At 64.9% G+C, this 22,375-nt stretch carries 22 protein-coding genes; 15 read left to right on the top strand and 7 right to left on the bottom strand.

Features of this window, described 5'->3' with window-relative positions; genetic code table 11:
• Nucleotides 1–104 precede the first annotated feature (104 nt).
• From nhaA to FJ958_RS21400, 5 genes are all read right to left on the bottom strand, one after another.
• The gene (gene nhaA / locus FJ958_RS21425) at nt 105–1,301 is read right to left on the bottom strand and encodes a Na+/H+ antiporter NhaA (RefSeq protein WP_140745253.1); all 1,197 of its coding nucleotides are present in this window, start codon (nt 1,299–1,301) and stop codon (nt 105–107) included.
• Nucleotides 1,302–1,451: 150 nt separating this feature from the next.
• Entirely contained in the window at nt 1,452–2,015 is a 564-nt protein-coding gene (locus FJ958_RS21415; protein WP_140745249.1) for an ActR/PrrA/RegA family redox response regulator transcription factor, read from the bottom strand.
• A gap of 63 nt (nt 2,016–2,078) precedes the next feature.
• The gene (locus FJ958_RS21410) at nt 2,079–3,410 is read right to left on the bottom strand and encodes an ActS/PrrB/RegB family redox-sensitive histidine kinase (protein WP_140745247.1); all 1,332 of its coding nucleotides are present in this window, start codon (nt 3,408–3,410) and stop codon (nt 2,079–2,081) included.
• A 113-nt stretch (nt 3,411–3,523) separates the two neighbouring features.
• Entirely contained in the window at nt 3,524–6,142 is a 2,619-nt protein-coding gene (gene hrpB, locus FJ958_RS21405; protein WP_140745246.1) for an ATP-dependent helicase HrpB, read from the bottom strand.
• A gap of 47 nt (nt 6,143–6,189) precedes the next feature.
• Nucleotides 6,190–7,080, bottom strand: coding sequence for a DMT family transporter (locus FJ958_RS21400; protein WP_140745244.1), 891 nt, complete (start codon nt 7,078–7,080; stop codon nt 6,190–6,192).
• 27 nt (nt 7,081–7,107) lie between these two features.
• Here FJ958_RS21400 and FJ958_RS21395 point away from each other — a divergent pair, with 27 nt between their 5' ends.
• The 15 genes from FJ958_RS21395 (at nt 7,108) to FJ958_RS21325 (ending at nt 20,913) form a co-directional block, all read left to right on the top strand.
• Nucleotides 7,108–7,806: a PIG-L deacetylase family protein gene (locus FJ958_RS21395; RefSeq protein WP_140745242.1), complete on the top strand. Its 699-nt coding sequence runs from the start codon at nt 7,108–7,110 to the stop codon at nt 7,804–7,806.
• A gap of 227 nt (nt 7,807–8,033) precedes the next feature.
• Nucleotides 8,034–9,362, top strand: a complete 1,329-nt coding sequence (locus FJ958_RS21390; protein WP_140745240.1) for an extracellular solute-binding protein — start codon at nt 8,034–8,036, stop codon at nt 9,360–9,362.
• 106 nt (nt 9,363–9,468) lie between these two features.
• Nucleotides 9,469–10,416, top strand: coding sequence for a sugar ABC transporter permease (locus FJ958_RS21385; RefSeq protein WP_140745238.1), 948 nt, complete (start codon nt 9,469–9,471; stop codon nt 10,414–10,416).
• Nucleotides 10,413–11,363, top strand: coding sequence for a carbohydrate ABC transporter permease (locus FJ958_RS21380; RefSeq protein WP_140745236.1), 951 nt, complete (start codon nt 10,413–10,415; stop codon nt 11,361–11,363). Before FJ958_RS21385 ends, FJ958_RS21380 begins: the two co-directional genes overlap by 4 nt.
• On the top strand, nt 11,360–11,566 hold the full coding sequence (locus tag FJ958_RS21375) for a hypothetical protein (protein ID WP_140745234.1): 207 nt from the start codon (nt 11,360–11,362) through the stop codon (nt 11,564–11,566). The genes FJ958_RS21380 and FJ958_RS21375 overlap by 4 nt, the downstream gene beginning before the upstream one ends.
• A 2-nt stretch (nt 11,567–11,568) precedes the next feature.
• Nucleotides 11,569–12,681, top strand: coding sequence for an ABC transporter ATP-binding protein (locus FJ958_RS21370; RefSeq protein WP_140745232.1), 1,113 nt, complete (start codon nt 11,569–11,571; stop codon nt 12,679–12,681).
• Nucleotides 12,674–13,687: an ABC transporter ATP-binding protein gene (locus FJ958_RS21365; RefSeq protein WP_140745230.1), complete on the top strand. Its 1,014-nt coding sequence runs from the start codon at nt 12,674–12,676 to the stop codon at nt 13,685–13,687. The genes FJ958_RS21370 and FJ958_RS21365 overlap by 8 nt, the downstream gene beginning before the upstream one ends.
• A gap of 69 nt (nt 13,688–13,756) precedes the next feature.
• Entirely contained in the window at nt 13,757–15,400 is a 1,644-nt protein-coding gene (locus FJ958_RS21360; protein WP_140745228.1) for a dihydroxyacetone kinase subunit DhaK, read from the top strand.
• Nucleotides 15,401–15,472: 72 nt separating this feature from the next.
• Nucleotides 15,473–16,075, top strand: a complete 603-nt coding sequence (gene dhaL / locus FJ958_RS21355) for a dihydroxyacetone kinase subunit DhaL (protein WP_140745227.1) — start codon at nt 15,473–15,475, stop codon at nt 16,073–16,075.
• A complete protein-coding gene (gene dhaM / locus FJ958_RS21350; protein ID WP_140745225.1) occupies nt 16,075–16,464 on the top strand; it encodes a dihydroxyacetone kinase phosphoryl donor subunit DhaM in 390 nt (129 codons plus the stop codon). The genes dhaL and dhaM overlap by 1 nt, the downstream gene beginning before the upstream one ends.
• Nucleotides 16,465–16,485: 21 nt before the next feature.
• Nucleotides 16,486–16,788, top strand: coding sequence for an HPr family phosphocarrier protein (locus tag FJ958_RS21345; protein ID WP_140745223.1), 303 nt, complete (start codon nt 16,486–16,488; stop codon nt 16,786–16,788).
• On the top strand, nt 16,772–18,358 hold the full coding sequence (gene ptsP, locus FJ958_RS21340; protein WP_140745221.1) for a phosphoenolpyruvate--protein phosphotransferase: 1,587 nt from the start codon (nt 16,772–16,774) through the stop codon (nt 18,356–18,358). Before FJ958_RS21345 ends, ptsP begins: the two co-directional genes overlap by 17 nt.
• An 11-nt stretch (nt 18,359–18,369) precedes the next feature.
• Entirely contained in the window at nt 18,370–18,795 is a 426-nt protein-coding gene (locus FJ958_RS21335; RefSeq protein ID WP_140745220.1) for a hypothetical protein, read from the top strand.
• A 32-nt stretch (nt 18,796–18,827) separates the two neighbouring features.
• On the top strand, nt 18,828–19,814 hold the full coding sequence (gene dhaK, locus FJ958_RS21330) for a dihydroxyacetone kinase subunit DhaK (protein WP_140745218.1): 987 nt from the start codon (nt 18,828–18,830) through the stop codon (nt 19,812–19,814).
• A 70-nt stretch (nt 19,815–19,884) separates the two neighbouring features.
• Nucleotides 19,885–20,913: a nucleotidyltransferase family protein gene (locus FJ958_RS21325; RefSeq protein ID WP_181176461.1), complete on the top strand. Its 1,029-nt coding sequence runs from the start codon at nt 19,885–19,887 to the stop codon at nt 20,911–20,913.
• 33 nt (nt 20,914–20,946) lie between these two features.
• On the opposite strand, the gene FJ958_RS21320 is transcribed toward FJ958_RS21325, so the two are convergent.
• Both FJ958_RS21320 and FJ958_RS21315 read right to left on the bottom strand, forming a co-directional pair.
• The gene (locus FJ958_RS21320) at nt 20,947–21,933 is read right to left on the bottom strand and encodes a serine kinase (protein ID WP_140745216.1); all 987 of its coding nucleotides are present in this window, start codon (nt 21,931–21,933) and stop codon (nt 20,947–20,949) included.
• On the bottom strand, nt 21,930–22,364 hold the full coding sequence (locus tag FJ958_RS21315) for a lasso peptide biosynthesis B2 protein (protein ID WP_140745214.1): 435 nt from the start codon (nt 22,362–22,364) through the stop codon (nt 21,930–21,932). The genes FJ958_RS21320 and FJ958_RS21315 overlap by 4 nt, the downstream gene beginning before the upstream one ends.
• Nucleotides 22,365–22,375 lie beyond the last annotated feature (11 nt).

Genomic DNA, 22,375 nt, shown 5'->3' with positions numbered 1-22,375 from the left:
TCCGCCACCGCTCCCGCCATCATAACGGATTCGGCAAATGACAAGTTACAAAGATGCCGGCGGGCAGATGAGGGGCGGCGCGGCGTCTGCCAGAAGCGCGGACGCTATTCCTCGTCCTTTTCCACCCCAGCCGTGGCCGGCGCCAGCAGGAGCACGGCAGCGCCGAAGATGGCGGCGATGAAGGAGCCGGCGAGGATGCCGACCTTGACCGCGTCCTGCAGCGCCACATCGCTGGCGAAGGCGAGCAGGCCGATGAACAGGCTCATGGTGAAACCGATGCCGCAGAGCAGCGAGACGCCGAGCATGTGGGTCCAACCGGCATGGGCGGGCAGGTCGGCGAGGCCGAGCCGGATGGCAAGCGCGGAGGAGCCGAAGACGCCGACCAGCTTGCCGACCACGAGGCCGGCGGCGACGCCCAGCGTCAACGGCTCGAGCAGCGCGCCAAGGCTCAGGCCGGCGAGCGAAACACCGGCATTGGCGAAGCCGAAGATCGGGACGACTATGAATGCCACGAGCTTGTGCAGGCCGTGCTCGAGCCGGTGCAGCGGCGAATGCTCGAGGTCGTGCCCGATGCCGGCGGCGCGTTCAAGCGGAATGGTGAGCGCAAGGGCGACGCCGGCAAGCGTGGCATGGACGCCCGACTTCAGCACCAGCACCCACAGGATGGCGCCAAGCACGAGATAGGGCACCAGCGTCATCACCCGCATGCGATTGAGCATGATGAGCGCGGCAATAACGGCGAAGGCGGCGCCGAGATAGGCCAGCGACAGGCCGCTGGTGTAGAATATGGCGATGATGATCACGGCGCCGAGATCGTCGATGATGGCAAGCGCGGTGAGGAAAACCTTCAGCGAGGCCGGCACCCGGCTGCCGAGTAGCGACAGCACGCCGAGCGCGAAGGCGATGTCGGTGGCGGTCGGTATGGCCCAGCCGGACAAGGCCGGCCCGTTGTTGCGGTTGATGGCGACATAGACAAGGGCAGGAACCACCATGCCGCCGGCGGCCGCGATGCCGGGCAGCACGCGCCTGGGCCAGGTCGAAAGCTGGCCGTCCAGCATCTCGCGTTTGATCTCAAGCCCGACGAGCAGGAAGAACACGGCCATCAGCCCATCATTGACCCAGTGCGAGATGCTGAGCGGGCCGAGATAGGCGTGGAGAACGGAGAAGTAGGTCTCGGCAAGCGGCGAATTGGCGACGATCAGCGCCAGGGCGGCCGCCACCATCAGAATGATGCCGCCGGCCGCCTCGCTGTCGAGAAATTCGCGGAAGACGGAAACCGGCCGTTGCTTCAAATCCTGCATGTCGCCTCCGTCATCGTTTCCCAAGCGTTGCGCTGCCCCTCACCTGCCTGACGGCATCTTCTCCTCGTATAGTGACGGGGAGAGGGGCGCTGTCATCGATGGTTTCGCCAATTACCAATATCGCAGGCGATTGCCTGCGTGTTTCGGCGATCAGCGCGGCGCGCGCTTGGCGAGGATCCGCTGCAGCGTGCGGCGGTGCATGTTGAGCCGGCGCGCGGTCTCGGAGACGTTGCGCTCGCACATTTCGTAGACGCGCTGGATGTGTTCCCAGCGCACACGGTCGGCCGACATCGGGTTTTCCGGGGGTGCCGCGCGCTCACCTGTCGTGCGGGTGAGCGCGGCAAAGACATCGTCGGCATCGGCCGGCTTCGAGAGATAGTCGACGGCGCCGAGTTTCACCGCTGTCACCGCGGTGGCGATGTTGCCGTAACCGGTGAGGATGATGGTGCGGGAATCCCCGCGCTTCTCGCGGATGGCGGCGACGACATCGAGGCCGTTGCCGTCGCCAAGCCGCATGTCGACCACGGCATAGGCGGGCGGGTTGGCGCGCGCCTTGCCCACCGCCTCCTCGACGCTCTCGGCGGTTTCGACCACGAAGCCCCTGGTTTCCATGGCGCGAGCGAGGCGGGTCAGGAATGGTTTGTCGTCATCGACGATCAGAAGCGAAGTGTCCTCGCCCTCGACCATTGCGCCAATAAATTCATCGCCTGTCATCGTCTCGAAAATCCTGCTGCCTTAATTTTACGCAGATATAGTTTTGCGCCGCTATTGTCCAATCTACGCGGTGTCAAACATGGTGGCAGGGGCCGATTCCGGATTCAGGAAGACAGTTCTCGGCCATGAAATCCGCACCACCGCGCCCTCGCCCAGGCCGCTCGAGTTGCGGAAATCGAGCGCGGCGCCCGAGCGTTCGAGCAGCGTCTTGGCAATGAACAGGCCAAGCCCCAGGCCACCGCCGGCCTCCGTGCCCTGGCGCGTCGACATGTAAGGCTCGCCGATGCGGTCGATGATCTCAGGCGGAAAGCCGGGCCCGTCGTCGACAATCGAAAAGGTGACGGTCGCCTCGTCCCAGCTCCAGCTCACGGTGACGTTCTTGCGGGCGAAATCGACGGCGTTCTCGACCAGATTGCCGAGGCCATAGATGACGCCCGGATTGCGGCGCCCGACCGGCTCCGGCCCGGTCCGTTCGCCGGGGCGAAGCTTGATCGAGATGCCGAAGTCGCGATGCGGCGCGGTGACCTCCTCGACCAGCGAAGTCAGCGGCAAGCGGGACAGATGCGCCTCACCCTCGGACGACAGGCTGGTGAGGCGCTTGAGGATTTCGCGGCAACGCTCGCTCTGCGAGCGCAGCAGCTTCACGTCATCGCCATATTTCGGATCCTTGCCGAGCGCCTTTTCCATTTCCTTGGCGACGAGCGTGATGGTGGCGAGCGGCGTGCCGAGCTCGTGCGCAGCCGCGGCGGCCAGGCCGTCGAGCGCCGAAAGATGCTGCTCGCGCTGCAGCACCAATTCGGTGGCGGCAAGCGCATTGGCCAGAAGCCGCGCTTCGGCGGCCACCCGGAAGGCATAGATGGCCGTGAAGGCGATCGAGGACAGTACCGCCATCCACATGCCGGCGACATAGATGAAGGGCATCACCAACGGCGCGCCTTCATACCAGGGCAACGGCAGATGGATGAACACAAGCAAGGTCGCCGCCATCATCACCAGCGCGCCGAGAATGGCGGTCAGGCGCAGGGGCAGCGACGTCGCCGAAATGACGACGGGCACGGTCATCAGCAGCGAGAACGGATTGGTCAGGCCGCCGGTCATGTAGAGCAGGCCGGCAAGCTGCAGGCTGTCGAAGATCAGGATGCCGAAGGCGGCGAACGGGGTGAGCCGGTGCGCGGCCGGAAACCGGAAGGCCAGGAAGAGGTTCATCCAGGCCGAGCAGGCAATGAGCGCGAAGCACAGGCTGACCGGCAATGGGAACTTCAAACCATAAGCGACGACGAGCACCGTCACGCTCTGGCCGACGATAGCCAGCCAGCGCAGTCGGATCAGCGTGTTGAGCCGCAGCCGCTGGCTCTGCTGGAAGTCGGGTGCGCGCAAAACCTTGATCATCGCCATGGATTACAGCCGCGGAGCCGGGAACGCTAGGTCCGCTCCAATCCGATGGGGTCGGATTGAAGCTCTACTCCCTGTTGACCATGATCTTGTCTCAAACCGGTTTCACTTTGGGATCATGCTCGTGGCTTGGCGCGGGCGGTGGCGGCGGCGAGCAGCGGATTTTCCGGCCAGACATGCTTGGGATAGCGGCCGCGCATGTCGGCGCGCACATCGGCCCAGGAGCCGCGCCAGAATCCAGGCAGGTCGCGGGTCGTCTGGATCGGCCGGTGCGCCGGCGACAACAGTTCGAGCGTCAGCGGCACGGTGCCGTTGGCGATCGAGGGATGCCGGTCCAGCCCGAACAGTTCCTGCACGCGAACCGCCAGCACCGGCCATTCGCCGTCATAGCGGATCGGCACGTGACTGCCCGACGGGGCTTCGAAGTGGGTCGGCGCCAGCGCATCGACCTTGCGCCGCAGGTCATGCGGCACGAGCGAGGTCAGGCCAGCCGACACAACACCGGGATCGATGGCGGCCAGGGATGCGGCACCCGACAGGAAGGGCAACAGCCAGTCGTCAAGGCGCTCGAGAAGTGCTGCGTCCGACATATCCGGCCAAGGCGACCCGAGGCCGCGATGCAGCCAGGAGAGCCGCTGGCGCAGCGTCTCGGCGTCCTTGCTCCAGCTCAGCAGCGACAGCCCGTGCTCGCGCAAGGCATCCAGGATGGCGCGATCGGCATCGGCGCCGGCCGGCGCCGGCAGCATGCGCTCGGCGAGCGTGACGGCGCCGAGGCGCACCGTTTCGCGCACGCGCACGGAGCGGCGATCGCGGTCGAAGCTCGTTTGCTTGCGCGTTTCGATCCGGTCGGCCAGTGCGGCGCGGATATCGTCCTCGTTTATTGCCGCCGCCGCCGCGATGCGCGCATTCTGCGCCTTGCCCTGCAGGTCGGCGACGACCAGAAACGGCTCGCCCGCCAGGGGGTCGGCGGCATCGAGCATGGCGCCGGAGCCATTGGCCAGCACGAAGCGGCCGCGCTCGCCGCGTGCCTTGGCGACGCGGTCCGGCCAGGCGTGGATGAGGAGAGGACCGGCGGTCACATCTCCCTCCTCGTGGGGGTCCAAGGGACGGGCGAGACCTGTGGCTCGCCCCGGTGTGTCGACCCCCGAAGCACTGTGGGGTGGAAGGATGGGTCGCGTGCCCGAACCGACCCCACCCCGTCTCTCTCGCTTCGCTGCGCTCAGCTCGGTCGCCGACCCTCCCCTCGAGGGGGAGGGTAAGGCCTGCTTCGCCAACCTCTCGGCCAGTTGCCGCGCCGCGGTGGCGCGCGGCGATCTTTCCTGGCGAAAGCGCATCAGCCGCCGTTCCAGATCGGCGCCGTCGCCGCCGCCAAGGCCGCGTTCGGTGAGCAACACCGCGAGCATGGCCGCCTCGCCGGCGTGTCCGTTCCTGGCTGCTTCGGCCACCATATGCGCCAGCCGCACCGGGAGAGCGAGCTTGCGCATCGCGATGCCCGCTTGCGTCAGGCGCCCTGCCTCGTCGATGGCATGGAGCGCGCGCAGCAGCGTCCTTGCCTCGTTCAGTGCCGGAGCCGGCGGCGGGTCGAGAAAGGCGAGCCCGGTGGGATCGGCGACACCGAAGGCGGCGCAATCGAGCAGCAGGCCGGATAGGTCCGCTTCGAGGATTTCCGGCGGCGTGAAGGCGGGAAGCGCCGCCGTCTGCTCGGCGCGCCACAACCGGATCGCGACGCCGGCCTGCGTTCGGCCGGCGCGGCCGGCGCGCTGGTCGGCGGAAGCCTTGCTGACACGCACGGTCTCCAGCCTTGTCAGGCCGCTTGCCGGCTCGTAGCGCGGCAGCCGCGACAGGCCGGAATCGATGACGACGCGCACGCCGTCGATGGTGATGGAGGTCTCGGCGATCGAGGTCGCCAGCACCACCTTGCGGCGTCCGGCCGACGCCGGCCTGATGGCCGCGTCCTGCGCCTTGCCGTCGAGCTGGCCATAGAGCGGCACGATGTCGGTGTCGGCGCCGACCTTGCCCGCCAGCCGTTCGGCGGTGCGCTCGATCTCGCGCTGGCCCGGCAGGAAAGCGAGCACGCTCCCGCTTTCTTCGGCAAGGGCCGCACGGATCGCCTTGGCCATGGCGTCCTCGACCGGAACGCCGGCCGGCCGCTCGTCGTAGCGGATATCGACAGGAAAGGCGCGGCCCTCGCTCTCGATCACCGGCGCGCCCGACAGGAGTTTCGCGACGCGGGCGCCATCGAGCGTTGCCGACATGACGGCCAATCGCAGGTCGGGCCGCAGCGCACCTTGCACGTCGAGCGCCAGCGCAAGGCCGAAATCGCCATCAAGCGAGCGCTCGTGGAACTCGTCGAAAATGACAGCCGAGATGCCGGGCAGTTCGGGGTCGTCGAGGACCATGCGCGCGAGCACACCCTCGGTGACGACCAGAATCCTGGTCCTGCCCGAAGTGCGGTTCTCCATGCGCATGGCGTAGCCGACGGTGCCGCCGGGCTCCTCGCCCAGCAGTTCGGCCATGCGGCGGGCGGCGGCGCGGGCGGCGAGCCGGCGCGGCTCGAGTAAAACGATCTTGCCGGCTCCCAGCCAGGACGCATCGAGCAGTGCCAATGGCACCAGCGTCGTCTTGCCGGCGCCGGGCGGCGCCACCAGCACGGCGCTGTTGCCATCGCCGAGCGCTTCAACAAGCGCCGGCAGCACGGCTGTGACCGGAAGTTCCGGCAAGAGTCTGGTCGTCATCGCGTTCGCATATCAGCGGTCGCGGTCGCTCTGCAATGTGTACGGCCTCAAAGCCTGGTCCGTGAAAACGGGTTCCAGCGCACCGTGCCGAGCCGCGCCTCCTCGCGCACCATCGTCAGCAGACCGGAACCGCCGACCACCGCCAGACCAACCAGCGACAGCCAGTCGGGATATTCCTGGAAGAACAGCGCGCCGAGGATGACCGCCCAGACGATCTGCGAATAATGCGTCGGCGCAATCCGGTTGGCGGGCGCGTATTTGGCGGCCAGAAGCTGCATGAATTGCCCGCAGGCCGTGAAGGCGCCCGCCATCGCCAGCCAGACAAGCTGCATGGCATTTGGCAGGGTGAGCGAAGTGGTGGCGGCCCCGAGCCCGTTGAACAGCAGGCCATAACCGACAAGCACGCCGAGCATCGATGTACGCTTTTCCTGCTGGGCGAGCGATCGCATCAGGATGACGCTGGTCGCGGCGAGGAAGGCATTCACGAAGGCGGCCAGATGGCCGAGGTTCAATTCGCGAAAACCCGGCCGCACCACCAGCATCACCCCGGCGAAGCCGGCGATGACGGCCAGCCAGCGCCAGGGGCCGACCTTTTCCTTCAGGATGACGGTCGACAGGATGGTGACCAGCAAAGGCGCCAGGAAGATCAGCGCGTAGACTTCGGCAAGCGGAATATGGGTGAAGGCGTAGACACTGAGCACGCCCGACGCGATGCCGGCAAAGGCCCGCGCCTGCACGGCCAATGGCCGTTTCATGCGCCAGAAATGGCGCCAGCGTTCGCCCGCCGGGCGGGTGAAGAACAGGAAAAAGCCGGCAAACAAGGTGGAGAAAAAGCCGATCTCGAAGACGGTGAACTGCCCGCCCAGGCTCTTGATAACGGCATCGCTGCCCGAATAACTTGCGTAGGCGATGAGGGCGAGCAGGATTCCGTTCGGCACGTTTTTCCATTTCCGGGAGAGAGTAGCGTGAAAATACTGGCGCTCGGCGCGCATCCCGACGACATCGAGATTTTCATGTTCGGTACGATGGCCGCCTATGCGGCGCAAGGCGCAGAACTGACTTTTGCCGTGGCCACGGATGGTGCCAGGGGCGGCAAGAGTGATCCCCGGGTTCTGGCCCGTGTCCGCCGCGAGGAAGCGACAGCCGCGGCCGCGCTGCTTGGCGCAGCGCCGCGCTTCCTCGACTTTCCCGATGGCGAGCTGGTGGCCGACGGCGCGCTTATCGGCGCGTTGAAAACGCTTCTATGCGAGATTGGACCGGATCTGGTGATCACGCACGCCCCCAACGACTATCACGCCGATCATCGGTCCCTGTCTGACGGCGTGCGCATCGCGGCCTCGTTCGCCGTCCCCGTGCTGCATGCCGACACGATGGGCGGCACCGGGTTCGCGCCCACGCACTATGTCGATATTTCCGCCTATCGGGATATCAAAACGCAGGCGATCCGGGCGCACCGCTCGCAGGGGCCGGAGCAATATGTCGACAGGGCGCGCATCCAAAATGAATTTCGCGCCGGCCAATGCAACAGCCTCCCCGGTTCATTGGCGGAGGCCTTCCGCTTCGAGCCCAGATTTCCCTTCGCCGATATACGGGCATTGTTGCCGCCAGCGCCACCCCTGCGGCCGGTGATGCCAAACCCGAGCACCGCCAACGAGGCCGGCTGAGCGGCTGCCGGAGGAACCCGGCGGTCATTTCCCAACGATTTCAAGTGCCCGCTCGTCATGTTGCGGCGCAGCAACGAATTCGCTTGCCTTGTTTAGTAAAAATTGCATCACTAAACAAATTACTAAACATTGGCAGTGCTGCCGCGCCGCCATGTTTGGGCCCCTGAGGAGAGGGTTGAGGATTTTGAAACCGTCATTCGGGCGCGTTTCGCAAATGGGAGGAAGGCATGAAATCGAGCTTGAAACTGGCGTTGGGACTGGCTTCGGCGATGGTTGCGTCGACAGTTGTCTCGAATGCCGCGCACGCTGAAGACCTGACGCTGTGCTGGGCCGCCTGGGACCCGGCAAACGCGCTTGTCGAACTGTCCAAGGATTTTACCAAGCAGACCGGCATCGGCATGAAATTCGAGTTCGTGCCGTGGACCAACTATGCCGACCGCTTCCTCAACGAACTGAACTCACACGGCAAATTGTGCGACCTGATCATCGGCGACAGCCAGTGGATCGGGGGTGCGGCCGAGAACGGCCATTACGTCAAGCTGAACGACTTCTTCGACAAGGAGAAGATCAGCATGGACGACTTCGTGCCGGCGACGGTGCTGGGTTATTCAGAGTGGCCAAAGAACACGCCGAACTACTGGGCACTGCCGGCGATGGCCGACGCTGTCGGCTGGACCTATCGCAAGGACTGGTTCTCGCGCCCGGAGTTGCAAGCCGAGTTCAAGGCGAAGTACGGACGCGATCTGGCGCCGCCCAAGACCTATGACGAGCTCAAGGACATCGCCAAGTTTTTCCAAGGCCGCGATATCGACGGCAAGAAGGTATACGGCGCGTATATCTTCACCGAGCGGGGCTCGGAAGGCATCACCATGGGCGTGACAAACGTCCTCTACGACTACGGCTTCCAATACGAGAATCCGAAGAAGCCATACGATATGAAGGGGTTCGTCAATTCGGCGGGCGCGGTGAAGGGCCTCGAGTTCTACAAGGATCTCTACAAGTGCTGCACCGCGCCGGGCATGACCGACGCCTACATGTCAGAGGGACTTGACGCCTTCAAGTCAGGCCAGGTGGCCATGCAGATGAACTGGTTCGCGTTCTTCCCTGGCTTGTACAAGGACCCGAACGTCGGCGGCGACAAGATAGGGTTCTTCCCCAACCCTGCCGGCCCGCAGGCGCACTTCACCCAACTTGGCGGCCAAGGCATCTCGGTGGTCTCGTATTCGGATCATAAGGACGACGCGCTGAAGTACATCAAGTGGTTTGCCCAGCCGGCTGTTCAGCAGAAATGGTGGGAGATCGGTGGCTACTCGGCGCTGAAGGCGGTGGTGGAAGCACCATCCTTCCCGCACAGCGCGCCCTTCGCCCCTGACTTCCTCGCATCGATGCAGATGGTCAAGGACTTCTGGGCCGAGCCGAGCTACGCCACATTGCTGCAGGCGATGCAGAAGCGCGTCCATGATTACGTCGTGGCCGACCAGGGCACGGCCCAGGAAGCGCTCGACAGCCTGGTCAAGGACTGGACAGCGACCTTCCAGGACGATGGCAAGATGTAAGGCTCCTCCCGAGCCACGGCCGAGTGTCCCGTGCCGCCTTGGCACGGGACACAGTTCAGATAAATTCCATCATCGAGACGAGCACGTGACCGAAGCAGGAATGACCATGCTCAATCGGACCGCGGACAACGTTCCCCGGGCTACCCCGGAGCCGTTGGCGCGCAGGGTCCGGGGCATCAGCGACAAGGGCCTGGCGTGGCTGTTCATCTCGCCGACGATCCTTCTGCTGCTCGCCATCAACATCTTCCCGCTGTTCTGGGCGATTTATCTTTCGTTCACCAACTACCGCGCCAACCGGTCCAACGAGGTTGTGAAGAATCTCGGCTTTGCCAACTACCAACGCATCCTCGGGGACCAGGATGTCTGGATTGCCATGCAGACAACGGCGCATTTCGTGTTCTGGACCATCCTGCTGCAGACGGTTATCGGCTTCACGCTGGCCTGGCTGATCGACCGGAAGTTCCGCGGCCACGCTTTCTGGACCACGGTCATTCTGGTGCCAATGATGCTGTCGCCCGCCGTGGTCGGCAATTTCTGGCGCTTCCTCTACCAACCTCAGACCGGCCTCTTCAACTATCTCGTCGCCTTTTTCACGGGCGTGCCGCCTTCCTCCTTCGAGATGCTGGGCAGCGTACAACTCGCACCGTGGGCAATCGTCATCGTCGACACCTGGATGTGGACGCCTTACGTGATGCTGATCTGCCTCGCCGGCCTGCGCTCCATCCCTGAATACATCTATGAAGCGGCCGAGGTCGACCGCGCCTCCAACTGGCGGCAATTCTGGTCGATCACGCTGCCTATGGCGCTGCCCTTCATCATGCTGGCGGTGCTGTTTCGCGGCATCGAGAACTTCAAGATGTTCGACATGGTCAACCTGCTCACCGGCGGCGGGCCGGGCTCGACCACCGAGGTCGCCTCGATCACGCTGAAGCGGCAGGCCTTCGAGAGCTGGCGCACCGGCTATTCCTCGGCCTTCGCCATCATCCTGTTCGTCGCGGTGTTCGGGCTGGCCAACATCTACGTCAAGGCGCTCAACAAGGTGAAACAGAGATGAGCCTGACCACAGCCCATTCTGTCGTCGCACCCTCGGCAGGTTCGAAGCGCATCGCCGGCGCGATCATCATCGCCTACGCGCTGATCTCGATCGTCCCGCTCTTGTGGATCTTCGCGACCAGCTTCAAGACGCCGCCGGATTCGATCGCCTATCCGCCCAAGATCGTGTTCCAGCCGAGCATCGAGGGCTACTGCAACCTGTTCACCACGCGGACAAGGCAGACGCCGGAATATATCAACTCGCTCGGGCCGGCGACCGGCTTCTGCGACGAGACGGTGCGCAAGCGCAATATGGTGATCGCCGGCCCGTCCAACTTCCTGCCGCGCTTCCTCAATTCGCTGATCATCGCCTTCGGCTCGACCTTCTGTGCTGTCTTTCTCGGCACGCTGTCGGCCTATGGCTTCTCGCGCTTCAAGGTGCCGCTGGCCGACGATCTGCTGTTCTTCATCCTGTCGACACGCTTCATGCCGCCGATCGCCGTCGCCATCCCGATCTATCTGATGTATCGCGAGCTTGGCCTGTCGGACACCGCGCTCGGCATGATCCTGCTCTACACGGCGGTCAACGTGTCGCTGGCGGTATGGCTGCTCAAAGGCTTCATCGACGAAATCCCGCGCGAATATGAGGAAGCGGCGATGATCGACGGCTATACGCGGCTGCAAGCCTTCTGGCGCACCGTGCTGCCGCAGGCGACGACCGGCATTGCCGCCACCGCCATCTTCTGCCTGATCTTCGCCTGGAACGAATATGCGTTCGCGGCACTTTTGACCTCCGGCACGGCGCAAACCGCGCCGCCCTTCATCCCGACCATCATCGGCGAAGGCGGCCAGGACTGGCCGGCGGTCGCGGCCGGCACGACGATCTTCCTGGTGCCGATCCTGGTTTTCACCATCCTGCTTCGCAAGCAATTGCTGCGCGGCATCACCTTCGGCGCGGTGCGCAAATGAGCATGACCCAATCCGCAAAACGCAAATCGCTCTGGCCGCGCTGGGCCAGGCGCGGTGTGATGGAAAACGTCGCCACGGCGCTCATCGCCATCGGCTTCCTGATGCTGTTCCAGCCCTTCGCGCTGTCGCTCTACACCCATTCCTTCATCACCATGCTTGCTGGCACCGTGATGTTCATCGTCGTCTCGAAGTTCCCGGAATAATCATGGCCGAGATCCGCGTCCAACACCTGAGGAAGGCCTTCGGCGACTTCGTTGCCGTGCAGGATTCCAACTTCGTCGTCGAGGATGGCGAGTTCTTCGTCATGCTCGGGCCGTCGGGCTGCGGCAAGACGACGACCTTGCGCATGATAGCAGGGCTGGAACTGCCGACCGGCGGCCAGATCCTGCTCGACGGCGAGGACGTCACCATGCTCAGGGCACGCGAGCGCGACATCGCCTTCGTGTTCCAGCTGTTCGCGCTCTATCCGCACATGAATGTGCGCAAGAACATCGGCTTCCCGCTCTTGGCGCAAGGCATGCCGTCGGCCGAAATCCGCACAAGGGTCGAGGAGACGGCCAAGCTGCTGCGCATCGACCATCTGCTCAACAAATCCGTCTCGGGTCTTGCTGGCGGCGATCGCCAGCGCGTGGCGCTTGGCCGCGCCATCGTGCGGCGGCCAAAATGCTTCCTCATGGACGAGCCGCTGGGCACGCTCGACACCGAATTCCGCGACCTGATGGTGCATGAACTGCGCGAACTGCACAACCGGATCCACGCCACAACGGTCTATGTCACGCACGACCAGATGGAAGCGATGTCGATGGCCGACAAGATCGCTGTGATGAACCATGGCGTCATCGAACAGTTCGGTACACCTCGGGAGATCTACGACCGGCCGGCGACCATGTTCGTCGCCGACTTCATCGGCTCGCCGCCGATGAATTTTCTCAAGTTCGGCGGCGGGCTTGCCAAGGGCGCGAAGGAGATTGTCGTGCAAGGCGCAAAGGTCGCGGTACCGGAGGTGCGCGAGGACATCGCGCCAGCCGACATGGCGCTCGGCATCCGCCCGGAACACATCCGCTTCGACGATGCCTCCAAGCTGCGCGGGGCCATCTACGGCACCGAATATCTCGGCACGACGCAGATCGTCGCCGTGGAAACGGCGGACGGCATCATCAAGGCGCGGGTGCCGGCCGAAATCCGGCTCAATGCCGGCGATCATGTCGGCCTGGCCTTGAACAGCGCGCGGCTGTCGCTGTTCGACAGGGGCTCCGGCCGCGCCGTGAAGACGGCGATCCACGATACTGCCTCTGAGCGGAGAGCGCGGCATGGCTGATGTGCGCATCAAGAACGTGACCAAGAGTTTTGGTGAGCATGCCGCCGTCAACGGTCTCGATCTGCATATATCAGACGGCGAATTCGTCGTGCTGCTCGGGCCGACCGGGGCCGGCAAGACGACGACGCTGCGGCTGATCGCGGGGCTGGAACGGCCGGATGCCGGCACGATCCAGATCGGCGGCCATAATGCTACGACACTGTCGCCGGCCGAGCGTGACACCGCCTTCGTCTTCCAGCAATACTCGCTCTATCCGCATCTGTCGGTGTTCGACAATCTCGCCTTCCCGTTGCGCTCGCCGGCGCGGAAAACGCCGGAGGACCAGATCCGCCGCCGCGTCGAGGAAGTGGCGAAGATGGTTCGCATCCATCACAAGCTCGCCAACCGCTCGACCAAGCTCTCGGGCGGTGAAATGCAGCGCGTCGCCATCGGCCGCGCGCTGGTGCGCAAGCCCGCCATCTACCTGATGGACGAGCCGCTGTCCTCGCTCGACGCCAAGCTTCGCGCGGATTTGCGGCTCGAACTGAAGCGCATCCAGTCCGAACTCGGCGCCACCATGCTCTACGTCACCCACGACCAGATCGAGGCGATGACCATGGCCGACCGCATCGGTATCCTCGCCGATGGCGTGCTGGTGCAGATCGGCTCGCCGCGCACGATCTATTCGGAGCCGGCGAACCTGCATGTCGCGGCAAGGCTCGGCCAGCCCGCGATCAATCTTTTGCCCATGGGGCTGCTTCCCGATGGCGGCGTGCCGGCCGGCACGAAGACGATCGGCGCGCGCACCGAACATCTGACGATCGAAAAGGCCGTGAATGGCCATGCCGACGGCGCCGTCGATTGGGTCGAGCATCTTGGCGACCAGAACCATCTGCATGTGACGGTGGGGCCGAAGAAACTGGTGACGCTGACCGACCCCGACACCGATCTGGCGCAAGGCGACAGAGTGGTGATCCGCTACCGCTCGCCGCTCTATTTCGGCGCGGATGGACAGAGATTGATGTGAATGATTCTTGGCGCCCCGCCAAGGTGACGCCGGCTTCTGATTGACGATTGCGAATACGGGACGAATTCGATGAAGCACTTTTTCAACCGCAGGGAAACTATCGTCACGGAGGCGCTTGACGGCGTGTTGCGGACCACTGGTTCCGAAGATCTCGCGCGCCTCGACGGCTATCCCGAGATCAAGGTCGTGCTGCGCGCCGGCTGGGACAAGACGAAGGTCAGCATCGTCTCCGGCGGCGGTGCGGGACACGAGCCATCGCACGCCGGCTTTGTCGGCAAGGGCATGCTGACGGCGGCGGTGTCGGGCGAGATCTTTGCCTCGCCAAGCGTCGAAGCGGTGCTGGCCGCCATCCGCGCGGTCACTGGACCCGCTGGCTGCCTGCTGATCGTGAAGAATTACACCGGTGACCGCCTCAACTTCGGCCTGGCCGCCGAGAAGGCGCGCGCCGAAGGCTTTGCCATCGAGATGGTGATCGTCGCCGACGATATCGCGCTGCCCGGCATTGCCCAGCCACGCGGCGTCGCCGGCACCTTGTTCGTGCACAAGATATCAGGCCATCTGTCGGAAGCCGGCCACGACCTGGCCGACATCGCGGCCGCTGCACGCGCGGCGGCGAAGGACATCGTCTCGCTCGGCCTGTCGCTGTCGTCCTGTTCCATCCCCGGCCAGCCGCATGAAGACCGGTTTGGCGCCGATGATGGCGAGCTTGGCCTTGGCATCCATGGCGAGCCTGGCGTCGAACGCATCGCAGTGCAAAGCGCCGACCGGCTGGTGGCGATCATGACGGAGCGCCTGGCGGCGCGGCTCGACCCGAAGGCCAGCCATGCCCTGCTGATCAACAATCTCGGCTCGGTGCCGCCGCTTGAAATGTCGCTGATCGCGAATGCCGTGCTTGCCTCGCCGCTCGGCAAGTCCATCAGGCTGGCGATCGGCCCCGGCCCGCTGATGACGGCGCTCAACATGAACGGCTTCTCGCTGTCGCTGATACGGCTTGACGCGGCCCGCGAGGCCGCCCTGCTGGCGCCGGTCGGCCCGCACGCCTGGATGCCGGCAAGGCCGGTCGCCGCACCTGCTGTCGTGCCGATGGCGAAAGCAGTCGGACAGAGTGCCGCGCACAAGCCCAGCCAGGACGCCGTCACCAGGCGCCTGATCGTCACGGTCTGCGAAAAACTGATTTCGCTCGAAGCGACATTGAACGGACTGGACGCCAAGGCGGGCGACGGCGACACCGGCTCGACGGTGGCGACCGGCGCGCGCAGCATCCTCGAACGGCTTGATGCTTTGCCGCTGGCCAACCCCACGGCGACCCTTGGCGCGGTGGGTGACATTTTGAGCGCATCGATGGGTGGTTCCAGCGGGGTGCTGCTGTCGATCTTCTTCACCGCGGCGGCACAGGCCCTGGACGGCGGCGCGCGCGTTGCCCGGGCGCTGCTTGCCGGGCTCGAGCGGATGACCTTCTACGGCGGCGCCAGACCGGGCGACCGCACCATGGTCGACGCGCTGGAGCCAGCGCTCAAGGCGTTTGATGCCGAAGGCCTGGTGCAAGCGGCAATAGCGGCCCGGCGCGGTGCAGAGGCCACGGCCGCCATGGAGGAGGCAAAGGCGGGGCGGTCCGCCTATGTCGGCGCCAAATTGCAGGGCGTGGTCGACCCCGGAGCCCATGCCGTGGCCGAGGCGTTCGCGGCCGCCGCCACGCTGCTTGTCACGGCCTGACGCATGCTCCAGTTGTCGAATGGCTGTTCTTTCGCTACTGCGGGCAAGGCGCAAACCAGGAATTTGGCCGACATGACGGCATTGAACCTTGCCAGGATGGTCGCGGCCGCCGCCGATACGATTGCCGCTCACGCCGATGAATTGACGGCGCTCGACCAGGCGATCGGCGACGGCGACCACGGGCTGAACATGAAACGCGGCTTCGAGGCCGTGCGGGCCGAGGCCGATCTGTTCGCGGCAAAGCCGCTGCCCGACGCGCTGAAGGCGATCGGCACCAAGCTGGTGATGACGGTGGGCGGGGCTTCCGGCCCGCTCTTCGGCACGCTGTTCATGGCGCTCGGCAAGGAGATTTCGGCGGGCCCCGATCGCGCCAATTTGACGGCGGCCTTCGGCAAGGCGATCGAGGCGGTGGCCGCGCGCGGCAAGTCACAGGTTGGCCAGAAAACCATGCTCGACGTGCTGCAGCCGGTGCATGACGCGCTGGCGGACGGAAAAACGGCAACGGAGATCGTCGATGTCGCCGACGCGGCTGCTGAAGCTACCGTGGCCATGAAGGCGTTGCGCGGCCGCGCCTCGTTTCTTGGCGAACGCTCGATCGGCCATATGGATGCCGGCGCGCGCTCGACCGCGCTGCTGGTGCGTACAGTGGCGGAAGCCATCGGGGAGGTTGCCTGATGAGCAATGTCGGGATCGTGATCGTGTCGCATTCGCCGCTGGTCGCGGAGGGCACGGCCGACATGGTACGCCAGATGGTGGGCGACGAAGTGCCGCTTGCATGGTGCGGCGGAAATGGCCATGGCGGGCTCGGCACCAATGTCGAGGCGATCATGGGCGCAATCGACAAGGCCTGGTCGGAAGCCGGCGTCGCCATTCTCGTCGATCTCGGCGGCGCCGAGACCAACTCGGAAATGGCGGTCGAGATGATTGGCGAGCCGCGTGCGCATAAGATCGTCGTCTGCAACGCACCGATCGTCGAGGGCGCGGTGATGGCGGCGACCGAGGCGTCCGGCGGCGCCTCGCTGAAAGAGGTGGTGGCGACGGCGCGCGAATTGTCGCCGTCGTGAGTGAACGGGAACGTTGAACCTATGTCCGCAGCCACCGAAGCGACCGTCCTGATCACCCATGCCGTGGGCCTGCATGCGCGCCCTTCGGTGAAGTTCACCAAGCTGGCCAAGACCTTTGCCGCCGATGTCGAGATCGCGCTTGCCGCCAACGGGCCGTGGTTCGACGCCAAGAGCATCGTCAAGGTGATGGCGGCCAAGGCGCCGAAGGGCACGTTGCTGCACATCAGGGCCAGGGGTGATGGCGCCAATGATGCCGTCGATGCGCTGGTCGATCTGGTGCGGCGCGACTTCGACGAAGGCGCGGACCATGCCCGCACCGCTTAGGCTCCAAGGCATTTCCGCCTCGGCCGGCTATGCCGAGGGGCCGCTGTTCGACCTCGATCGGCCACCGGCCGTCTACGCAAGCAAAGCCACCGCGGCGGAAGAGAAGGCGTCGCTGGAAGCCGCGATCGGCAAGGCGGTGAAACGGCTTGCCGCCATGGTCGAAGCCGCAGACCGCGACGCCGCCGGCATACTCGAATTCCATATCGCCATGCTGGAGGACGACACGCTGAGCGGACCGGCCTTCGCGTCGATCGTTTCCGGACGGACCGCCGACACGGCCTGGCGAGAGGCACTCAATGGTGAGATCGCCGGCTACGAAGCCTCCGACCAGGATTATTTCCGCGCTCGCGCCGCGGACCTGCGCGATATCAGGGATCAGGTGCTGCGTGCCCTGACCGAGGACGAGGACCGCGCCGCGCCTTCGGGCGCCATCCTGTTCGGCGAGGACATCGCGCCGACGCGTTTTCTCGAAACCGACTGGACGAACGGCGGCGGCATCGCGCTGCAGGCAGGCAGCACCGCCAGCCATGTCGCCATGCTGGCGCGATCGCGCGGCGTGCCGATGGTGGTTGGGCTGCGCCAATTGGAGGCCAATCTGGCCGGCCTCGCTTTGCTCGACGCCGAGCACGGCAGCATCGTGCTGGCGCCCTCGCCGGCGGAGGTCGTCTCCTTCCGGCAATTGTCCTCTTCTTTCACGACCCGCCAAGGCAAGGCACGGACCTTCCTGGCACGGCCGGCGGTTACCAAGGCCGGCACGGCGGTGCGCGTGCAGGTCAACATCGCCGGCCCGTCCGACGTCGACACGATCGACATCGCGACCTGCGACGGTGTCGGCCTGATGCGGACCGAATTCCTGTTCGGCAAGCCCCTGCCGGACGAAGAGACGCAATATCGTGCCTATCGCAAGGTGCTGGACTGGGCCGGGGAAAAACCGGTGACGATCCGCACCGTCGATGCCGGCGGCGACAAGCCGGTGCCAGGCTTCACCGTCGAGGAAGGCAACCCGTTCCTTGGCCTGCGTGGCATCAGGCTGTCGCTGGCGCGGCTCGACATATTCCGCGTTCAAATCAGGGCATTGCTGCGCGCCGCACCACACGGCAATCTGAAAGTGATGTTTCCGATGATCGCCATGGCCGAGGAGTATGAGCGCGCGGCCGCCTTGTTCGCCGAAGAACAGGTAGGCCTCGCCACGCGCGGCATCGTTCAGAAGATGCCGCCGCTCGGCATCATGGTCGAGGTGCCGTCGGTGGCCATCGCGCCGGAGGCGTTCGCCAATGTCGCCTTCTTGTCCATCGGCTCCAACGACCTGACGCAATATGTGATGGCGGCGGCGCGCGACAATGCAGCGGTCGCGCATCTCAATTCCGTCCGTCATCCTGCCGTCCTGCGGCTGATCGGCTCGGTTGTGGCCTTCGGGCGGGACAACGGCATTCCCGTCAGCCTGTGCGGCGATGCCGGCGGCGATCCGGCGTCGATCCCATCGCTGCTGGAAGCCGGCTTGCGCGACCTTTCCGTCGCGCCGGCGCAACTCGCCATGGCCAAGGCGGCCATATCGGATATTTCGGTCTAGGCGCGGCTGGCATGGTCGACAACACACCCGAACCCGGTTCCGAAGAGGCGATCCGCGCCTACAAGACAATCCTGTCGCAGGTCATCGACCAGCGCCCGTCCGGCATGCGCCAGCGCCTTGCCGACGCGCTTGGCAAGCACCGCAGCTTCGTCACGCAGATTTCGAGCCCCGCCTATTCGATTCCCATCCCCTCAAAGCATCTGCCTTCAATCTTTTCCGTCTGCCATTTCAGCCCGGCCGAGCGGGATCAGTTCCTTGCCGCCTACCATCAGGCACATCCGGGAAAGATGTCGATCGCGGCGGGCATGCGCAAGACACGGCATGTTTCTCTGGTCGTGCCCGATTTCGGCGACGACAAGCAGAACGCAGCGCTCGACCGGGCGATCAACGAATTCATTCAGAAGATCACCAGCATCGCCGGCAGAGGTAGCAGCTGACCATTTCTTGCCGGGCTGTTTGGGAGGACGCCATGAAGAAATTTATGAACGCGGTGGACACGGTGCTGACCGAGAGCCTCGACGGTTTCGTGGCCGCCCATGCCGATATACTGGTGCTTGGCGAGGAGCACAAATTCATCCGCCGCAGGAGCTTGCGGCCAGGCAAGGTGGCGCTGATCTCCGGAGGTGGCTCGGGCCACGAGCCGCTGCATGGCGGCTTTGTCGGCCATGGCATGCTGGATGCCGCCTGCCCCGGCCAGGTTTTCACCTCGCCGACGCCGGACCAGATGCTGGCGGCGGCGCAGGCTGTCGACACCGGCGCCGGCTGCCTGTTCATCGTCAAGAATTATGAGGGCGACGTGATGAACTTCGACATGGCGGCCGAAATGTCGGAAGGCGTCCTGCAGGTGGTGACCAATGACGACGTCGCCGTCGAGAATTCTTCCTACACGACCGGCCGGCGCGGCGTCGCCGGCACGCTGGTGGTGGAAAAGATCGTCGGCGCGGCCGCCGAGCATGGCCTGGCCCTCCCGATGCTGAAGACGCTGGGCGAGCGCGTCAATGCCGCGACCCGCTCAATGGGCGTGGCGCTGACCAGTGGCACGGTGCCGGCCGCGGGCAAGCCGACCTTCGACATCGGCGACGGCGAGATGGAGTTCGGCGTCGGCATCCATGGCGAACCCGGCCGCCGCCGCGACAAGTTGAAAAGCGCCGACGCGATCGCCGAGGAAATCTGCACCGCTATCCTGGGCGATCTCGGCGCCAGGGCGACAGGCCCGGCGCTGCTGTTCGTCAATGGCTTCGGCGGCACGCCGCTGATGGAACTCTATCTGATGTACAACAGCGCGCGCCGGATATTCGAGAGCCACGGCATAACGCTCACCCGCTCGCTCGTCGGCGCCTATGTCACCTCGCTCGACATGGCCGGCTGCTCGATCACGCTCACCATGCTCGACGACGAGATGACAGGCTGGTGGGACGCCCCCGTCCACACGGCGGCGCTGCGCTGGGGCATGTAAGACTGGCTTCAGACATGCGTTTCTGCGACCATCGTGCACAACCCTATTGTCTGCAATATTGTCCGGCTTGATGCTGCCACCCCTGACACCCGCCGACGAAAAACTGCTGCTGCGCTTCGCCGATCCGGAGTCCGCGGCGGTCGACGACAATTTGTCGGCAAAGGCTCTGTCGGCACTGCTCGACAATGCCGAATTCCACGGCATTCTGCCGATCATGCTGCGCAAGCTCCGTGAGCGTGGCGATGTCCGTTTGCCTGATGACCCTGCCTTGCAGCTGAAGCTGTCGGGACTGCGTGATCAGGCGACGATTGTCACCGGCCAGTCGATGCTGCTGCAGTATCATGGCGACCGCATCATGAAGGGAATGGCGGCGGAAGGCATTCCGGCGCGGATCGTCAAGGGCCCTGTCTTCGCGCGAAAGCTTTACCGCAACGTATCCGACAGGCCGTTCACCGACATCGACATTCTCGTCGAGCCCGCCAACCTCGCGCGGGCCAACCGGGTGATCGCGGCATGCGGCTTCGAGCTTGGCAGCGACGAAGCCGAATCCTACCGGTTGCAGGAATTCAAATGGCTGGAAAAGGAGAATTCCAGCCTGCTGGTCGAACTGCATGGCGACCTTGTGCACGACACCGGCATGCGGCGGCGCCTGTCGCTGGGCTTCCGCGAGTTGGGCATCATCGACGGCGAGGCGATGGACACGCCGGCAGCGCTTTTGACGATCGCCATCGTGCACGCCGCCGGCGGCCACAAATTCCACCGGCTGCAGCTTTGCGTCGACGTTCTGCAGGGCGTGCGTGTGCTGCAATCATCCCAATCGGAAACCCGCCTGCTCGACGCCGCACTCATGACCGGCATCGAACTCGAACTGGCGATCGTGCTCGACGTCACCGGCAGATTGTTCGGCGAAGCCTGCGCGCTTGAACTCGCCGGACGGATCAAGCCCGACCTCTCGATACGGCTGGCCAGGCGGCTGATCACGACCAACACGCTGCTCAGGGTCAATTCCCGGGAAAAGATCGGCTCGCGCCTGCGCCGCGACGCCTTCCGCTGGATCCAGCGGCTGGCGAAGGCCAGAGCAATTCCAGGGAAAGTGTGAAGCGGTTTTCCGTCTGGAAATTGCCGCGGGGATTCAGTTCGACGCAGCCAGCGTATCCAGGATCAACGCCGCCGCGTCGGCCGGGCGCGTGCCGACTTCCAGGGTAAAGGTCGGCACCGAGGAGACCAGCTTGCCGATCGTCGCCAGCCGGCGCTTCTGCAGCGGCAACAGGCCGGTCATGCCGGTGCGGATATTGTCCATCGCCAGCGCCACCATCGCGTCGGTCCGGGCCATGGGTAAGAGCCGGGTCTCATTGTCGACGGACCGGGCCAGATGCAGAAGGGCCGCCACCGGCCTGGCGGCCGGGCTTTCGATTCGTACGATCTCGGCCAGCCGCTCCAGCGAGACCGCCTGTTCGCCGTTGCGGTCCCATGACGGACCAAGGCATGGCGACACGAGCGGGATCATCGCGGCGGTCTTCTGGTGGATCTTGACGTGGCGCGGCAAACCCCAGGCCACGGGCCTGGCCGAAGCGACGTTCAGGATCATGGCGTCGTCGGAGCAGAGGCCGAAGCCTTGCGTTGCCAGCGCCAGCGACGTGGTGGTCTTGCCTGTGCCGCTTGGCGCGTGGATCAGCACGACAGCGTCACGATCGGGCAGCGTCAGGCCGGCGGTGTGCAGCATATGCTGGCCGCCGGCATCGAGCGCGGCGTCCAGCACCAGCATCGACGGCGTCCAGGCCGCTTTCGTACCGGGGCGGACCCGGAGTTTCGCCCAGCCCTCCTCGTCATTCATCGCCACCGTCTGGCGTCCTGGAAAGACGAGATGGACCGTGCCGCCTTCCGCGATCATCCGGCAGTAGCCGTCTTCCGGTATCTCTCCTTCGAAGACGAGCGACCCGTTGGGTTCTTCCTCCAGAACATCCGTCTCAGTGATATCAAGGTGAAAGCCCGGCTCGACGGCAGCTCCCATGCGCATGACGCCCAGCATCCTGTCGAAATCCTGCCACAGCTCGGGACGGTCGGCCGATATGCCGAGAATCTGGCCGTTGAGGCCATAGCATGTTGAAAGTCGGGTCAAGCGCGACCCACCTTTGTGGCATCGGCATGGTGGCGATAGATCTCGACCATGCCGGGAAGACTGTCACTGACCACCGGCTTGCCGTCCAGGCAGACCCAGCAATGGGCCGACAAATGCTGCGCCTGCAGCGATTTCGGATCGACGCCGAAACGCAGCTCCGGATCGAAGCCGGCGAAGCGCAGGAAACGATGGCCGAGCAGACCCTCGCGCAGACATCTGCGGTCGCGCATCAGCCAGGGATGGCGCACGGTGCGGTTGACGCGGGCGACGATGTAGATGGCTGGCAGGCCGCGATAGGGTGTCGGCGAGGCGAGCGGCGCCCATTTCAGCACCTCCTCGAAACCGCGGTTGGCGATGAGGACCGGCATCAGCCGCGCGCTTGCCCAGAGATGGCAGCGAAACAAAGCACGCAGGAGCGGACCGTCGGCCATCAGGCGCGTCC

This window comes from Mesorhizobium sp. B2-3-5 (assembly GCF_006442395.1).
Classification (GTDB): domain Bacteria; phylum Pseudomonadota; class Alphaproteobacteria; order Rhizobiales; family Rhizobiaceae; genus Mesorhizobium.
This window is presented reverse-complemented; position numbering and strand designations above follow the sequence as displayed.

Bases quoted from the DNA above. Each gene is read 5' to 3' on its own strand.
- nhaA (WP_140745253.1), bottom strand. From the start codon at position 1,301: ATGCAGGATTTGAAGCAACGGCCGGTTTCCGTCTTCCGCGAATTTCTC.
- FJ958_RS21415 (WP_140745249.1), bottom strand. From the start codon at position 2,015: ATGACAGGCGATGAATTTATTGGCGCAATGGTCGAGGGCGAGGACACT.
- FJ958_RS21410 (WP_140745247.1), bottom strand. From the start codon at position 3,410: ATGGCGATGATCAAGGTTTTGCGCGCACCCGACTTCCAGCAGAGCCAG.
- hrpB (WP_140745246.1), bottom strand. From the start codon at position 6,142: ATGACGACCAGACTCTTGCCGGAACTTCCGGTCACAGCCGTGCTGCCG.
- FJ958_RS21390 (WP_140745240.1), top strand. From the start codon at position 8,034: ATGAAATCGAGCTTGAAACTGGCGTTGGGACTGGCTTCGGCGATGGTT.
- FJ958_RS21385 (WP_140745238.1), top strand. From the start codon at position 9,469: ATGCTCAATCGGACCGCGGACAACGTTCCCCGGGCTACCCCGGAGCCG.
- FJ958_RS21380 (WP_140745236.1), top strand. From the start codon at position 10,413: ATGAGCCTGACCACAGCCCATTCTGTCGTCGCACCCTCGGCAGGTTCG.
- FJ958_RS21375 (WP_140745234.1), top strand. From the start codon at position 11,360: ATGAGCATGACCCAATCCGCAAAACGCAAATCGCTCTGGCCGCGCTGG.
- FJ958_RS21370 (WP_140745232.1), top strand. From the start codon at position 11,569: ATGGCCGAGATCCGCGTCCAACACCTGAGGAAGGCCTTCGGCGACTTC.
- FJ958_RS21365 (WP_140745230.1), top strand. From the start codon at position 12,674: ATGGCTGATGTGCGCATCAAGAACGTGACCAAGAGTTTTGGTGAGCAT.
- FJ958_RS21360 (WP_140745228.1), top strand. From the start codon at position 13,757: ATGAAGCACTTTTTCAACCGCAGGGAAACTATCGTCACGGAGGCGCTT.
- dhaL (WP_140745227.1), top strand. From the start codon at position 15,473: ATGACGGCATTGAACCTTGCCAGGATGGTCGCGGCCGCCGCCGATACG.
- dhaM (WP_140745225.1), top strand. From the start codon at position 16,075: ATGAGCAATGTCGGGATCGTGATCGTGTCGCATTCGCCGCTGGTCGCG.
- FJ958_RS21345 (WP_140745223.1), top strand. From the start codon at position 16,486: ATGTCCGCAGCCACCGAAGCGACCGTCCTGATCACCCATGCCGTGGGC.
- ptsP (WP_140745221.1), top strand. From the start codon at position 16,772: ATGCCCGCACCGCTTAGGCTCCAAGGCATTTCCGCCTCGGCCGGCTAT.
- FJ958_RS21335 (WP_140745220.1), top strand. From the start codon at position 18,370: ATGGTCGACAACACACCCGAACCCGGTTCCGAAGAGGCGATCCGCGCC.
- dhaK (WP_140745218.1), top strand. From the start codon at position 18,828: ATGAAGAAATTTATGAACGCGGTGGACACGGTGCTGACCGAGAGCCTC.
- FJ958_RS21325 (WP_181176461.1), top strand. From the start codon at position 19,885: ATGCTGCCACCCCTGACACCCGCCGACGAAAAACTGCTGCTGCGCTTC.
- FJ958_RS21315 (WP_140745214.1), bottom strand. From the start codon at position 22,364: ATGGCCGACGGTCCGCTCCTGCGTGCTTTGTTTCGCTGCCATCTCTGG.